This window comes from Paraburkholderia sp. BL6669N2 (genome assembly GCF_003387275.1).
Classification (GTDB): Bacteria; Pseudomonadota; Gammaproteobacteria; order Burkholderiales; family Burkholderiaceae; genus Paraburkholderia.
The window spans coordinates 3,813,882-3,827,765 of the sequence record NZ_QUNA01000001.1 but is presented as its reverse complement, the minus strand read 5'-3'; the positions used below and the strand labels follow the sequence as shown (position 1 = coordinate 3,827,765).

Annotated in this window: 11 protein-coding genes; 2 read left to right on the top strand and 9 right to left on the bottom strand. The window is 62.9% G+C overall.

All coding sequences use genetic code 11. The annotated features are described in order from the left end of the window. Positions 1-78: 78 nt before the first annotated feature. The 8 genes from B0G80_RS17445 to ugpQ form a co-directional block, all read right to left on the bottom strand. On the bottom strand, positions 79-1,431 hold the full coding sequence (locus tag B0G80_RS17445; RefSeq protein ID WP_181919971.1) for a sigma-54 dependent transcriptional regulator: 1,353 nt from the start codon (positions 1,429-1,431) through the stop codon (positions 79-81). 17 nt (positions 1,432-1,448) lie between these two features. Continuing rightward, positions 1,449-3,449 carry an ATP-binding protein gene (locus B0G80_RS17440; protein ID WP_116118785.1) on the bottom strand — a complete coding sequence of 667 codons (2,001 nt, stop codon included), beginning with the start codon at positions 3,447-3,449 and terminating at the stop codon, positions 1,449-1,451. 57 nt (positions 3,450-3,506) lie between these two features. Beyond that, positions 3,507-4,787, bottom strand: coding sequence for a dicarboxylate/amino acid:cation symporter (locus B0G80_RS17435; RefSeq protein WP_106282311.1), 1,281 nt, complete (start codon positions 4,785-4,787; stop codon positions 3,507-3,509). A 404-nt stretch (positions 4,788-5,191) separates the two neighbouring features. Next, a complete protein-coding gene (locus B0G80_RS17430) occupies positions 5,192-6,262 on the bottom strand; it encodes an ABC transporter ATP-binding protein (RefSeq protein ID WP_116118784.1) in 1,071 nt (356 codons plus the stop codon). A gap of 46 nt (positions 6,263-6,308) precedes the next feature. Continuing rightward, the gene (locus B0G80_RS17425) at positions 6,309-7,100 is read right to left on the bottom strand and encodes an ABC transporter permease (protein ID WP_106282249.1); all 792 of its coding nucleotides are present in this window, start codon (positions 7,098-7,100) and stop codon (positions 6,309-6,311) included. Next, on the bottom strand, positions 7,097-8,035 hold the full coding sequence (locus B0G80_RS17420) for an ABC transporter permease subunit (protein ID WP_116118783.1): 939 nt from the start codon (positions 8,033-8,035) through the stop codon (positions 7,097-7,099). Before B0G80_RS17420 ends, B0G80_RS17425 begins: the two co-directional genes overlap by 4 nt. Before the next feature lie 135 nt (positions 8,036-8,170). Next, on the bottom strand, positions 8,171-9,286 hold the full coding sequence (locus B0G80_RS17415) for an ABC transporter substrate-binding protein (protein ID WP_106282253.1): 1,116 nt from the start codon (positions 9,284-9,286) through the stop codon (positions 8,171-8,173). 106 nt (positions 9,287-9,392) lie between these two features. Continuing rightward, positions 9,393-10,181, bottom strand: coding sequence for a glycerophosphodiester phosphodiesterase (gene ugpQ / locus B0G80_RS17410; protein WP_116118782.1), 789 nt, complete (start codon positions 10,179-10,181; stop codon positions 9,393-9,395). Positions 10,182-10,492: 311 nt separating this feature from the next. Here ugpQ and B0G80_RS17405 point away from each other — a divergent pair, with 311 nt between their 5' ends. Then, positions 10,493-11,263: a DeoR/GlpR family DNA-binding transcription regulator gene (locus tag B0G80_RS17405; RefSeq protein ID WP_106302239.1), complete on the top strand. Its 771-nt coding sequence runs from the start codon at positions 10,493-10,495 to the stop codon at positions 11,261-11,263. A 24-nt stretch (positions 11,264-11,287) separates the two neighbouring features. On the opposite strand, the gene B0G80_RS17400 is transcribed toward B0G80_RS17405, so the two are convergent. Next, positions 11,288-12,955, bottom strand: coding sequence for a Na/Pi cotransporter family protein (locus tag B0G80_RS17400; RefSeq protein ID WP_116119721.1), 1,668 nt, complete (start codon positions 12,953-12,955; stop codon positions 11,288-11,290). Positions 12,956-13,172: 217 nt separating this feature from the next. On the opposite strand from B0G80_RS17400, the gene B0G80_RS17395 reads away from it, so the two are divergent. Further along, a complete protein-coding gene (locus B0G80_RS17395; RefSeq protein WP_116118781.1) occupies positions 13,173-13,862 on the top strand; it encodes an HAD family phosphatase in 690 nt (229 codons plus the stop codon). The last annotated feature ends 22 nt before the right edge of the window (positions 13,863-13,884 follow it).

The following is a 13,884-nucleotide window of genomic DNA, read 5'->3' as shown; positions in this document are numbered from 1 at the left end:
CGGCCAGCTCAGCCTGACGCGCTTCAACTGATTCAAACACGCCGGCCTCGCATCGCGACGCCGGCGTTTTCATTTCCTTCACCGCTCCCCTTCTCCCTTCGCGGCGAGCCCATAGCGTTTGATCTTCTCGTAGAGCGTCGCCTTGCCGAGCTGCAGCTTGTCCGCCGCGACCGCCACAACGCCGCCGGTCTGCTCCAGCGCCTCCGCAATCACCGCCCGCTCGAATTGTTCGACGCGCTCCTTCAAAGGCTGCGTAGCCGCGCCGTCGTCGCCGAAGGACATGACCGGGTCGTCGGCAATGCCGAGCACGAACCGGTCGGCGGCGTTGCGCAGCTCTCGCACGTTACCCGGCCAGTCGCGCTGCATCAGGCCCGCGCGTTGACGGTCGGTGAGGATCGGCGCGGGGCGCTGGTAACGCACGGCCGCGTCCAGCAGGAAATGTTCGAAGAGCGGCACGATGTCCTCCCGACGCTCGCCCAACGGCGGCAATGCGATCGTCACCACGTTCAACCGGTACAGAAGATCGCGCCGGAACGAACCGTCCGCGACGTGCTCGGCCATGTCGCCCTTGGCAGCGGCGACCACGCGGCAATTCACGCGGATCGGCTGATTCGAGCCGAGGCGTTCCAGCACGCCGTCCTGCAGCACTCGCAGCAGCTTGACCTGCAACGCGAGCGGCATGCTCTCGATTTCATCCAGAAACAGCGTGCCGCCCGACGCATGTTCGAGCTTGCCGACGCGGCGTTTCGCCGCGCCGGTGAATGCGCCCGGCTCGTAGCCGAACATCTCCGACTCGAACATTGGCTCCGGCAGCGCACCGCAGTTGACCGCGATAAACGGCTTGTCACGTCGCGGCGACAGCTCATGCAGGCTGCGCGCGATCAACTCCTTGCCGGCGCCTGTGTCGCCGTTGATCAGCACGGAGGCGTCGGTCGGCGCGACATTGGCGATCAGCCGCCGCACCTGTTCGATGGCCGGACTCCTGCCGATGATCCGCGGCGCCACCGAGTTCTGTTCCGCCAACTCACGGCGCAGCGCGAGGTTCTCCAGCACCAGCTTGCGGCGCTCCAATGCGCGCCGCACGGTTTCGATCAGACGTTCGGAGGCGAAAGGCTTTTCGATGAAGTCGTACGCGCCGTCGCGCATCGCCTGAACGGCCGTTGAAATATCGCCGTGGCCCGTCACCAGAATCACCGGCACATCGGGCGCACGTTCGTGGCATTGCGCCAGCAGATCGAGGCCGCTCGCGCCCGGTAAGCGAATGTCGCTGACGATCACGCCGGAGAAGTCCGCGCTAATCGTCTTCGCCGCGGATTCCACCGAGGCATGCCCAATCACGTCGAAGCCCGCCAGTTGCAGACTCTGCACGCTGGCGCGTCGCACCAGTTCGTCGTCTTCGATATACAGCACTTGCAGGCCGTGGTTCAGCATGGCGTTTTCCGTGTGATTCAGGAGCCCGTGGTCAGCGGGTCCGTTGTGTGGCTCGTCTGCACGCGCGCGCGGCGCAGCGTCAATACGAATAATGCACCGCCGCGCGGCGCGTTGCGCGCCACCAGCGAGCCGCCGCAATCACGCGCGATCGACGACGATATCGCGAGCCCCAGCCCCAACCCCTGGCCCATCTCCTTGGTGGTGAAGAACGGCTCGAACAAACGCGGCAGGACGTCGTCGGCAATGCCGGGGCCGTTGTCGCTCACGGCGATCGACAAATTCGCATCGGCGACTTCGATCTCGATCGAAATGCGTGGCGGGTGGACGTCGGCGGTTGCATCGAGCGCATTGCCGAGCAGGTTGATCAACACCTGTTCGAGCCGCAGATCGTCGCAGTGCGCGACCAGTTCGGGATGGTCGTCGGCGAGACTCAGCGGCGTGCGCGTGCCGCTGTCCGCATCGAGCAAAGCGAAGTCGACTTCGACGCCCTGCAAGCGCTTTTGCAGCAACGCGACGACGTTGCGCAACGCCCGCACGATCGGCGCGCGCGCACTGCGTGGCCGCGCGCGTCCGACGAACAGCTTCAACTGATTGGTGATCTTGCCCATGCGCTCGGTGAGCGCGGCGATCGCTTCGAGATTTTCGCGCGCCGACGCCTGGTCGCCGCGCTCGAGCAGCACGCGCGTGTTGTCCGAGAAACCGCGCAACGCAGCGAGCGGTTGATTCAATTCATGCGTGATGCCGGCGGCCATCTGACCGAGCGCGGCGAGCTTGCTCGCCTGGATCAGTTCGTCGTGCGCGGCGCGCAACTCCTGTTCGGCGCGCGTGCGCTCGGCCACCTCCTTCTGCAACTGTTCGTTCGCCTGCGAGAGATCCGCGGTGCGCTCGGCAACCCGCCGGTTCAGCTCCGCGTAGGCTTTTTGCAGCAGCGCGCGACTGCGCATCACTTCGCGCACGCGAGCCCGGCGCATTCTCCAGTAAAACGCTAGCAACACGAGCGACACATAGCCGAAGCCCGTGACGATGGTCGCCTTGCGCGCATCGGCGTCGACCGGATCGACGGGCGACATGGTGATCAGATGCCAGTCCGGCTCGCCCATGCCGCGCCGCGACGCCAGATAACGTGGCGCATAGCGGCCGCCGCCGATGCGCACGATCTGCGCGTTGCCTTCGAGCGTGCGTTCGATCGACACCGGCAGCGGTGCGATCGGCTGCTGCGCGTATTGACGCGCCTGATAGATCGAATCGGCGACCGGCCCCGACAGCGGCCGGATGGTGTGGTACTTCCACGCCGGCACCGACGACAAAAAGATCACGCCGTGATCGTCGGTGACGACGAGCGGTTCGGACGCATCCGCGCCCTGGAACCATTCAAGATCGAGTTTGACCACCGCCACGCCGACAATCTTGCCCTCGCGCCGCACCGGCTGCGAGATGTAGTAGCCGGGCGCCTGCGAGATCGTACCGATGCCGAAAAAGCGCCCCACGCCGCCTTTGACGGCATCGAGAAAATACGGCCGGAATTGATAGCCCGCGCCGATGAAGCTGCCCGGCCCGCGCCAATTACTTGCGGCGACGCAAAAGCCGTTGAGTGGAATGATGTAGGTGACCGTGGCGCGCGCGTGGCGGTTCAGATCCTCGAGATAAAGGTTGGCGCGCTCGACATTGACCGGCGTGGGATTGACCAGCGCGTCCTGCACGATGGGATGTTCCGCCAGCAGATACGGCAGCGATTCGTAGCGCTCCAGCGTGCTCTTCAGCGCGCTGGTCGTACGGTCGACACGCACCGCGGCGTTGCGCCGCAAATGGTCGATGCCGCTTTGCCACGCGATGCTGTAAGTGAGCCCGCACGCCACCACGAGCCCGGCGACGAGCGCGAAGAGGATCAGCAGGCGTCGCGTCACGTTGGCAATATCCGATCGGTGAGGATCGTTTATTGTGGCATAAGGCGAAGCGTCGTCGGGCCAGGCTTCGTCGGCCGACGACGTGAGGATTGGGCGCGCGGACACCGGTTTCATACGTTTGGTGTCCGCGGCCGTGAACGTTGCGTTAAAGGACGTTGCCGATCAGGCAGCTTAAACGCCGGCCGGTTCTTTGACCGGCACATCGCCACGCAACGCGGCGTTCAGCTTGTTGCGGTCCAGTTCCTTTTCCCATGCCGACACCACCACCGTCGCCACGCCGTTGCCGACGATGTTCGTCAGCGCGCGGCATTCGCTCATGAAGCGGTCGATACCGAGAATCAGCACCATGCCCGACAGCGGAATGGTCGGCACCACGGCCAGCGTCGCGGCCAGCGTGATGAAGCCCGCGCCGGTCACACCGCTCGCGCCCTTGGAGGTCAGCATCGTCACCGCCAGCAGCGTGAGCTGTTGCGTCCACGTGAGGTCGGTGTTGGTGGCTTGCGCGATGAACAGCACGGCCATCGTCATGTAGATGTTGGTGCCGTCGAGGTTGAACGAATAACCGGTCGGCACCACGAGGCCCACCACCGAACGCGAGCAGCCGAGCTTTTCGAGCTTCAGCATCAGTTGCGGCAGCGCGGCTTCGGACGAACTCGTGCCGAGCACGATCAGCATCTCTTCCTTGATGTACGCGACGAAGCGCAGGATGTTGAAGCCCACCGCACGCGCGATGATGCCGAGCACGACCACCACGAACACGATCGAGGTCAGATAGAAGGTGCCGATCAGTTTGAGCATAGGCAGCAGCGAGCCGATACCGTACTTGCCGATCGTGAACGCCATCGCGCCGAACGCGCCGATCGGCGCCAGCTTCGTGATGATGCGCACAATGCCGAACAGCACATGCGAGAACCCGTCGATAAAGCTCGTCACGACCTTGCCCTTCTCACCGGCAGTCGCGAGCACCGCGCCGCACAGCAGCGCGATCAGCAGAATCTGCAGGATTTCACCCTGCGCGAACGCCGACACGAATGTGTCCGGAATGATGTGCATCAGGAAGTCGACCGTGGTCTGGCCATGCGCCTTGGCGGCGTACGATGCGACTGCCTTGCCGTCGAGCGTGGCCGGATCGATGTTGAAGCCGACGCCCGGTTTCAGCACGTGCGTGGCCACCAGGCCGAGCACCAGTGCGAAAGTCGAGACAATCTCGAAGTACAGCAGCGCCTTGCCGCCCACTCGCCCGACCTTCTTCATGTCCTCCATGCCGGCGATGCCCGTCACCACCGTACAGAAGATGATCGGCCCGATCACCATCTTGATCAGCTTGATGAAGCCGTCGCCGAGCGGCTTCATGTCGACGGCGAAATCCGGATAGAAATGGCCGAGTGCGATACCTATAAGGATCGCCACGATCACCTGGACGTACAGCACTTTGTGGATAGGTTTCTTCACGATGGTTCCTGCGATGTGGATGAGCTCAAATGGCCTGCCACGCTGCGCATCATGCGAACGAATAGTCGTCACGCCTGTGCACGGCATTAGGCCGCGACAAGGGACGAATTCAGAAATACCGGGAAGGGAAATCGGACATCGTTGTCTCCTTGCTTTAGTTGTCGGACCGTTGCGGCCGCGGGTTCTATTTTGCAAGGTCGATGCCAGCTCTACACCTGGATCGACGCCTTGATTTTTATAGGTTTTCTGACGATCCAGTGTACGCGCCGTCCGGGATTCTGGAAATCCGGACAAAGCCTGTCGGGGAATCCGGAATCCATTGGGACGGCGGCCTCGGGATAACCCGTAGGGCTTTCTACGGCGTGTCTTGCGAGGCAGCAAGCGCGCCGTCCAACTTGCGGCCTCTAAACGCTGCCCTCTTCCAGCACCAGCAGATTCTCGTGCGAAAAACCGAGCGACACCGGCTGCCCGCGTTCGGGCAAACCGCGATTCGGATCGTTGAATACGTCGAGCGAAATCACGGCGTCTTTCACGCGGGTTCTGATGCGCACCACCGCGCCGAGGAAATTCACTTCTTCGACGGTGGCGTTCAGCGTGTTGCGGCCGGGCGCGGCCGGCTCCAGCACGATCGCTTCGGGCCGCAGCGCGAGCAGGCGCTTCTTGCCCGCATCGTTCGACGGCAGTTCTTGTGTCGTGGTCAGCTCCTGGCCGTCCACCACCATCCTGCCGGTGGCCGGATCCACCACATGGCCGGCCAGAATATTCAGCGTGCCGACGAACGACGCAACGAACCGTGTGCGCGGAAAGTTGTAGATCTCCGAGGGCGAGCCGATCTGTTCGACGCGGCCCTCGTTCATCACGACGATGCGGTCGGAAATCGACAGCGCCTCTTCCTGATCGTGCGTGACAAAGATCGACGTGATACCGAGTTCGCGCTGCAGCGCGCGAATGTCCTGGCGCAACGAGATACGGATCTTGGCGTCGAGCGCCGAGAGCGGTTCGTCGAGCAGCAAGACTTGCGGCTTGCCGGCGAGCGCGCGTGCAAGCGCCACGCGCTGCTGCTGGCCGCCGGACAATTGCCACGGATAACGGCCGCCCAGATGTGGCAGCTTGATCAGTTGCAGCATCTCTTCGACGCGGCTATTGATCTCCGCCTGCGGCCGATGCGTAATCTTCAGTCCGAAGCCAATGTTCTCGGCCACCGTCATGTTCGGAAACAGCGCATACGACTGGAACACCATGCCGACCTTGCGCTGTCGCGTGCGAAGGTGCGTGACGTCCTTGTTGTCGAGCCGGATGATGCCGCGCGTCGGCGTTTCGAAGCCGGCGATCATGCGTAGCACGGTCGTCTTGCCGCAGCCGGACGGCCCGAGGAAAGTAACGAATTCGCCGCGTTCGATCTTCATGTCGAAGTGATGCAGCGCAATGTTCGCCCCGAAGGACTTATGCAGATTTTCGATCTCAAGGAATGCCATGATGCGCCGCCTCAGTCCGTCAAACTTGTTGGATCAAACTCGTTGGTCAAACTTTCTGGCCGCTCATGGAGCGGGCCGAGCCGAATACCTGAATCAGTCCCATCGACGCCCATGTGATCACGAACGCGATAATCGCGAGCGCCGACGGCTCGTACGCGCGGTTCGCTCCGATCAATTGCAGATACGGGCCGAACGCGGGACGATCGAGCAGACTCGCCAGCGTGAACTCGCCGATCACCACCGCAAAAGTGAGGAACGCGCCGGACAGAATGCCCGAGCGGATATTCGGAAAGATCACCTTGAAGAGAATCGTCGGCCAGTTCGCGCCGAGACACTCGGCGGCTTCGGTGAGCGAGCGCACGTCGACCGCGCGCAGACCGGCATCGACGGCGCGGTACATGTACGGCAGCGAGAGCGTCACGTAGCCGAACACCAGCAGCAGATCGGTGGCGCGCTCGTTGCCGGTGAGCGGCAGAATCGAACTGCTGTTATAGATGCGCAGATAACCGAACACGATCACGATGGCGGGCACCACCAGCGGCAGCAGCGTGATGAATTCGACCACCGGCCGCAGCTTCGGCAAACGTAATTGCACCCAGTAAGCGGTCGGCACCACCAGCAGCACGCCCACCACGATCGTCAGCAGCGCCATCAGAATCGAGTAGCCGAACGAGGCCTGAAAACGCGGATCGCCGAGCACGACGCTGTACGCTTCGAAGCTGTAGGCGCCGCGCTTCATGCGCAGGCTGAACTCGAACGTCGCGATCAACGGAATGAGGAAGTACAGCGAACCGACGATCATCGCGGTCCACGCACCCACGCGTGACTGGCTTTTCATCGACGTCCCCTTTCAGCGCGCGAACGCAGCCAGATGTAGCCGCCATTCGAGAGGCCGGTCACGAGCACCATGCCGAGCGCCAGTGCATAGCCGAGATTCTGGTTGTGCATCACGTCGCCGCGAATCTGCGCGTACAACAGGATCGTAACGATATTCAGCGAACTGCCCGTCAGCGCGTAAGCCGTCGCGACCGCGCCGAACGAGTTGGCAAACAGCAGCAGCGCGGCGCCGAGCACGCTCGGCCACAGCACCGGCAGCGCGACGTAACGCCAGTATTGATAAGCGGAGCCGCCCAGACAATCGCAGGCTTCGCGCCATTCGCGCTTCAGGCCGTCGAGCGCGGGCGTGACGATCAGCACCATCAAGGGAATCTGGAAATACAGATAGGTCAGCGCCAGCCCGGAAAAGCTCAGAACGCTGAAGCCGGTCGAATACAGATTGAAGCCCAGGTATTTCTTCAGCAGCACGGTAACGAGCCCGACGCGCCCCAACGTGCAGATGAAAGCGAACGCGAGCGGCACGCCGGCAAAGTTCGACGCGACGCCCGAAAACGTCATCAAGGTCGGACGAATCCAGCCAGGCAGTTTGCCCTGCACCGCCGCCCATGCGAGCAGCGAACCGATCACCGCGCCGCCGAGCGAAGACGCTGCGCTCACCTTGAAGCTGATCCAGTACGCATCCATGACGGTCGGCTGGAGCAGGTCACGGAAGTTGGCGAGCGTGAAGTGGCCTTGCGGGTCCTGGAATGCGCCGACCATCAGGAAGCCGGTCGGCAGAATCAGGAACAGCAGCGCGAACGTAAAGAACGGCACCACGCCGATCCAGGCGAGTAACGGCGACGCGCGGCCCGGACCGTCGACGCGAGGCGTTGGGGTAGGCACCGGCGGAACCAGCAGTTCCGGCTGCACCGATCCCGCATCCGATGAAGCGCTCATAGCTCACCCTTGGGCAATCTGGCAAACGCCGAACGCGCCGCTGAAAAAGAGCGGCGCGCCGGCGGCAAAACTTCAGGCTTCGTTCAGGCGCCGCGGCGGCGCGTTTCGCTGCCGCCGCGGCTCACGCTACGCCGCTTACTTGACGTTCGCGCCGACCGCTTCATCCCAGTGCTTCGTGATGGTGTCCTTGTACGCGTCCTGTTGCGAGAGCGTCGGGAACACCACGTTCTTGTAGGCCGACGGCGGCGGCAGTTTGTCGAGCAGCGCTTGCGGCACTTTCTTGCCGCTCACCAACTCGTTGTAGCGCATCGGATGGCAATAGCCCTTCAGCCAGCCGATCTGGCCTTCGTCGGAGTACAGGTATTCCATCCACAGCTTGGCTGCGTTCGGATGCGGCGCATAAGCGCTGATTGCCTGCACGTACACACCGGCGACCACACCCGTTTTCGGAATCACCACATTCACCTTCGGGTTGCCCTTGAGCGTGTCGCGGTCGGCCAGCGCGTTGTAGTCCCAACGCACGATGATCGGCGTGGTGCCTTGCGCGAGCGAAGCCGCCTTGCCGATCACCGGCACGAAGTTGCCGCTCTTGTTCAGGTTGGCGAAATACGTGAGGCCGGCCTGACCGGCCTTGCTTGCATCGCCCTTGCTTTGCGACAGACCGGCGGCGTACACGGCCTGGATCGCCTGATTGGCCGAGCGCGGGTCGCCCGCCAGCGAGACAGCGTTCTTGTAGTCCGGCTTGAGCAGATCGCTCCAGTCGGACGGCGCCTTGTCGATCATGTCGGCATTGACTTCGAAAGCGAGCACACCGTAGTAATCGCCATACCAATAGCCGTCGGCATCCTTCGACTCCTTCGGGATCGAGTTCCACGAGGCGACCTTGTACGGCTGCAGCAGCCCTTCAGCTTTCGCGGACGGACCGAACGACAGACCCACGTCGATCACGTCGGGCGCCTGCGGGCCCTTGTTGCCCTTGTTCGCCTTGATGGCTTCGACTTCGTCGCCCGAACCCGCATCCGGATTCAGTTCGTTGATCTTGATGCCGTACTTCTTCTGAAAGCCGGCGACCAGCTCACCGTAGTTGCACCAGTCGTGCGGCAGCGCGATCACGGTGAGTTGGCCTTCCTGCTTGGCTGCGGCGATCAGTGCGTCGAGCGGCGCGGCCGAAGCGCTGCTGCTAGCGCCGGCGGCGGCGACACCCGCAACGGCCGACATCGAAAGTATGCGAGCTAACGCGGTGCGGTTCATAGTGGTTCCCCATCCTCTGCCGAAATTGCTACGTTTGGATAATTTCTGGTTCGAACTTCGGGGCGCGCCTCTGCAAGCTCGCACTTGCGCACCCGTGCCATGTCGCTCAGGCCGGGTTGGCCGGCACCGGGAACATGTCGTGTCGCAGTGTATCGATGCGATCTGTACAAATCATGTCGACGCCCCATTGCGCGAGCAGTTGCGCGCGCGCCGGTTCGTTGACGGTGTAGGCCAGCACGCGCAGGCCGGCGCAGTGAACCTCCGCGACCAGCCGCTCGGTGAGATAGCGCTGGTTCGCATGAAATGACACACAGTCCAGTTCACGCACGATGCGCAGCCAGTCGTCAGGAATTTCGTCGAACAGCATGCCGCGTTGAACGGACGGCGCGGCGTCGCGTGCTGCGGCGAGCGCCTCGAACGAAAACGACGACAGCAGCGGCGGTGTCTTTTGGCCTTGCCACAAGGTCAGCGCACCGCGCGCCACCAGCGTGCCGGTGATCTCGTCGCGGCCCGGACACGGCTTGATTTCGATGTTGGCCGCAATGCCGTCGCGCGCGCAGCGTTCGGCCGCCTCGGCAAGCGTCGGCAACCGCGTGCCGGCGAATTGCGGTCCGTACCAGGAGCCGGCGTCGAGCGTCGCCAGTTGCTGCCATGTGTGTTCGGCAGCGGCACCGTGGCCGTTGGTGGTGCGCTCGAGTGTGTCGTCGTGCAGCAGGAAGAGCTGGTTGTCGGCGGATAGCTTGGCGTCGAATTCGACCATGCGGTAGCCATAACGCACGCAGGCGTCGAAACCGGCGAGAGTGTTTTCCGGCGCCAGCGTGCCGCCGCAGCGATGGGCGGCCAGTCGCGGATAAGGCCAGTCTGCGGATAAGGTGCGATTAATCCCGTTTCCCACGTCTCGTTACCTTTCAGATAGAGCGGGTTGACCATGCTCTCGACACGTTCCCGGCCGTCACCACCGCCTCGGCCATCATGATGGCATGCGCGGACGTCATTTCCTTTCCGAACATTTGATGTTCGAATAGACTGCGCGCTTCGATCTGCGAAGGCTAAGTTGAAATACACAAACTTGCAAGCTGCCAAAAAAATACAACACAATTCGACTAAAGTAGTAGGCTTGACATCGTCCGGACACACATTCGTGACCACGATGTCGCAGTTAAATACAGGCTGAACCAACGCGCGTACGCATCCAGGGAAAAATGAATGTGGCAGGAAGACCGTCATCAGAGAATTCGCGCGTTGCTGTCCACGCTGCAACGCGTGTCCACGGAACGCATCATGGCGGACCTCGGGGTATCGCGCGAAACCGTGCGGCGCGACCTGCTCGATCTCGAAGCGCTCGGTGAATTGCGGCGCGTGCACGGCGGCGCGATCAAGCCCGCCGACGAAGCGCCGATCGCCGAACGCGCCCACATGCGCGTCAAATCCAAAACGGCGATTGCGAAGGCGGCCACGGGTTTGATCGCGAGCGGCCAGACGCTGTTCATCGACGCCGGCACCACCACCGCCGCGCTGGCCGAAGAATTGGCGAAGCTCGCGAACCTCACCATCGTCACCAATTCGATCGACGTCGCACTGAAGATGCGCGGCGCGGTCGATCAGACCGAAGCGGCCAACGAAGTCATCCTGCTCGGCGGCTCGATCAGCGACCGCGCCATGGCAACCACCGGCGCGACCACCGTGCTCGACATCCAGCGCTATCGCGCGGACCTCGCGCTGCTGTCGCCGGTCGGCATCGACCACCGGCATGGCGCGACCAATTACGATCACGCCGAAACCGAAGTGGCGCGCGCCATGGTCGCCAACGCGGACCGCGTGGTGATCCTCGCCGACTACAGCAAGATCGGTCAGCGCAGCCGTATCTCGTACTGCCCGGTCGATCGGATCGACGTGCTCGTCACCAATAAAAAAGCGGCCGAAGCCGCCGATTTTGCATCGCTGAAAAAGAAGCTCGAAGAGATCGTGCTTGCTTAGGGTTTGGGTCGGGAGACTCGAGCGTTATTCCTTCACGTGCATCGTATCGAGCGAACGCTTGCGCAAGCGCGTGTCGTGCAACGCGCCGGCTGCGTCGAGTACCGGATAGGCGGTCGAACAGAACAGTGAATTGAGCCGCTTCATGTCGCTGATCAGATCGAGATGCAGCGCACTTGTCTCGATGCTTCGCAAGGTCTGTCCGGTAAGCCGGTCCAGATGCCGGTAGGAATAGGCGCGCTCCAGATCGCGAAAGCGCTCCTTCTCCGCGAGCAGGCGCTCGGCGCAACGCAGATCGTTGTTCAGAAACACCGACAGGCCAAGCTGCAGATTGCTGACGAGCCGCGCCTGCAAGTCGTCCAGTTCGCCCAGCCCTTCTTCCGAAAACGACAGGCGATGAGCGATCTTCTTTTCCTCGATGTCGCCCACAATCCGCTCGATGATGTCGCCCGCATGCTCCAGGTTGATCGTCAATGAAATGATGTCGGTCCAGCGGCGGCTGTCGGCCTCGTCGAGTTGCTCGCGCGAGATCAGCGTCAGATAGGATTTGACGGCGGCGTAGAGTTCATCCACATCGTCGTCCATGCGCACCGTTTCGCGCGCTTTGTCCAGATTGTTGTAATGGATCAGATCCGCGACATTGTCGAGCATGGATCGCACGATGTCGCCGATCCGCAGCACCTCGCGCGAGGCATGCGCGAGCGCGAGCGTCGGCGTGGACAGCGCGGTGGCATCCAGATGGAGCGGCCGCAGCTCACCGCCCGGCACCGGCCGGTCGGGCAACACGCGCGCGCAGATACGCGCCACCGGGTCGATCAGCGACAGGCACGCGCAGCAGCGCAGCGTGTTGTAGATCAGGTGGAAGCCGACCGTGGCTTCACGCGGGTTCGCGATCAGCACCGGCAAACCACGTGCGAGCAGCGAAGTGAACGGCAGGATCAGCAGTGCGCCGGCCAGCTTGAACGCAAAGCTGCCCAAAGCAAGACGCCGCGCCGCCGCGTTTTGCGCGACGGTGCCGAGCAGCGCGAGCAGGCCGCTGCCGAGATTCGCGCCGATCACGAGGCACAGCGCGACCTTCAGCGAAATCACGCCGGACGAGGCAAGTGTTGCGGTGAGCAACACGGCGGCAAGGCTCGAATAGGACAGCATGGCGAACCCGGCGCCGACCAGCGCGTCGAGCATGGTGTCGCCGGTCAACGCACCGAACATGACGCGCACGCCGGCGCCGTGCATCATCGGCTGCGCGGCTTCGACGATCAGACGCAGCGCCAGCAGGATCAAACCGAGGCCGATCAACGTGCGGCCGGCCTGACCGAGACGGGTTTGCTTGCGTGACAGGAACAGCGGCACGCCGAGCAGAATCAGGATCGGCGACAACCAGGATAGGTCGAGCGTGAGAATCCGCGCCATCAATGCGGTGCCGACGTCTGCGCCGAGCATGATCGCAAGGCCGCTGGTGAGCGGCAACAATCCCTGCGCCGCGAACGATGTGACGATCACCGCTGTGGCATTACTGCTTTGCACGAGACTCGTAACGCCGACACCCGAGAGAAAGGCCCGCCCGCGGCTACTGGTGCTGCGCCCCAGCACGCTGCGCAGGTCTGCGCCGAGGACTCGCAGGATGCCGGTGCGCACAATATGCGAACCCCACACGAGGAGCGCCACACCGGCAAGAAGGTTTAGGAGAATCAACATAAGGCACTGCGCATCCATTCCTGCTGCCATGACCCGAACCGCATGCCGCGCGAACCGGCACCCGGGGCGTATGACAGTAGTGTTGCATATTTTTGCCTTATTGTAATTTTGTGCTTTTAAATATAGGCTCGGTAAAGCTGTGGATTGCTGTGTGCCGGCTCATGGTCAGTCATGCGGCGACTCCTGCCACTCGACCACCTAACCACGGGAACGCTGGATGAGCCGCAACCTTGCGCTGTTCGACCTGGATCACACTTTGCTGCCGCTGGATAGCGATCAGGCGTGGGCCCACTTCATTGCCGGATTGGGGATAGAAGGCGCCGCGCGGCACGCGCAGGAAATCGACGACTACTACCAGCAGTACGTGGCCGGCACGCTCGACATGGCGGCTTATCTGAACTACACGCTGGCGCCGCTCGCCCGCCACTCGCGCGAGCAGCTCGACACGTGGCATGCGCAGTTTATGCAGCAGGTGATTGCACCGGCCATCCTGCCGGCAGCGCGCGCGCTCGCGCAACGCCATCTCGATGCGGGCGATCTTTGCTGCATCGTCACCGCAACTAATGTGTTCATCACGGAGCCGATCGGCAAGGCGCTCGGTTTCGAGCATCTGCTGGGAATCGAACTTGACACCGAAGGCGGCGATCCGCTGGCGCGCTATACAGGGATGGCGGTCGGCACGCCCACCTTCCGCGAAGGCAAGATCACGCGCACCGAGAGCTGGCTGGCCTCGCTCGGACACCGTCTGCAGGATTTCCCGCAGAGCTGGTTCTATAGCGATTCGATCAACGACGTGCCGTTGCTGGAGCGCGTCACGAATCCGGTCGCGACCAATCCTGATGCGCGTTTGCGTGCCATCGCCACGGAACGCGGCTGGCCGGTGATCGAACTGTTTGACCGAGACTGAGCGCTGACCGTGCGCGGCCTCC

Coding starts and splice junctions, on each gene's coding strand:
- B0G80_RS17445 (WP_181919971.1), bottom strand. CDS start 1,431: ATGCTGAACCACGGCCTGCAAGTGCTGTATATCGAAGACGACGAACTG.
- B0G80_RS17440 (WP_116118785.1), bottom strand. CDS start 3,449: ATGAAACCGGTGTCCGCGCGCCCAATCCTCACGTCGTCGGCCGACGAA.
- B0G80_RS17430 (WP_116118784.1), bottom strand. CDS start 6,262: ATGGCATTCCTTGAGATCGAAAATCTGCATAAGTCCTTCGGGGCGAAC.
- B0G80_RS17425 (WP_106282249.1), bottom strand. CDS start 7,100: ATGAAAAGCCAGTCACGCGTGGGTGCGTGGACCGCGATGATCGTCGGT.
- B0G80_RS17420 (WP_116118783.1), bottom strand. CDS start 8,035: ATGAGCGCTTCATCGGATGCGGGATCGGTGCAGCCGGAACTGCTGGTT.
- B0G80_RS17415 (WP_106282253.1), bottom strand. CDS start 9,286: ATGAACCGCACCGCGTTAGCTCGCATACTTTCGATGTCGGCCGTTGCG.
- B0G80_RS17405 (WP_106302239.1), top strand. CDS start 10,493: ATGTGGCAGGAAGACCGTCATCAGAGAATTCGCGCGTTGCTGTCCACG.
- B0G80_RS17400 (WP_116119721.1), bottom strand. CDS start 12,955: ATGTTGATTCTCCTAAACCTTCTTGCCGGTGTGGCGCTCCTCGTGTGG.
- B0G80_RS17395 (WP_116118781.1), top strand. CDS start 13,173: ATGAGCCGCAACCTTGCGCTGTTCGACCTGGATCACACTTTGCTGCCG.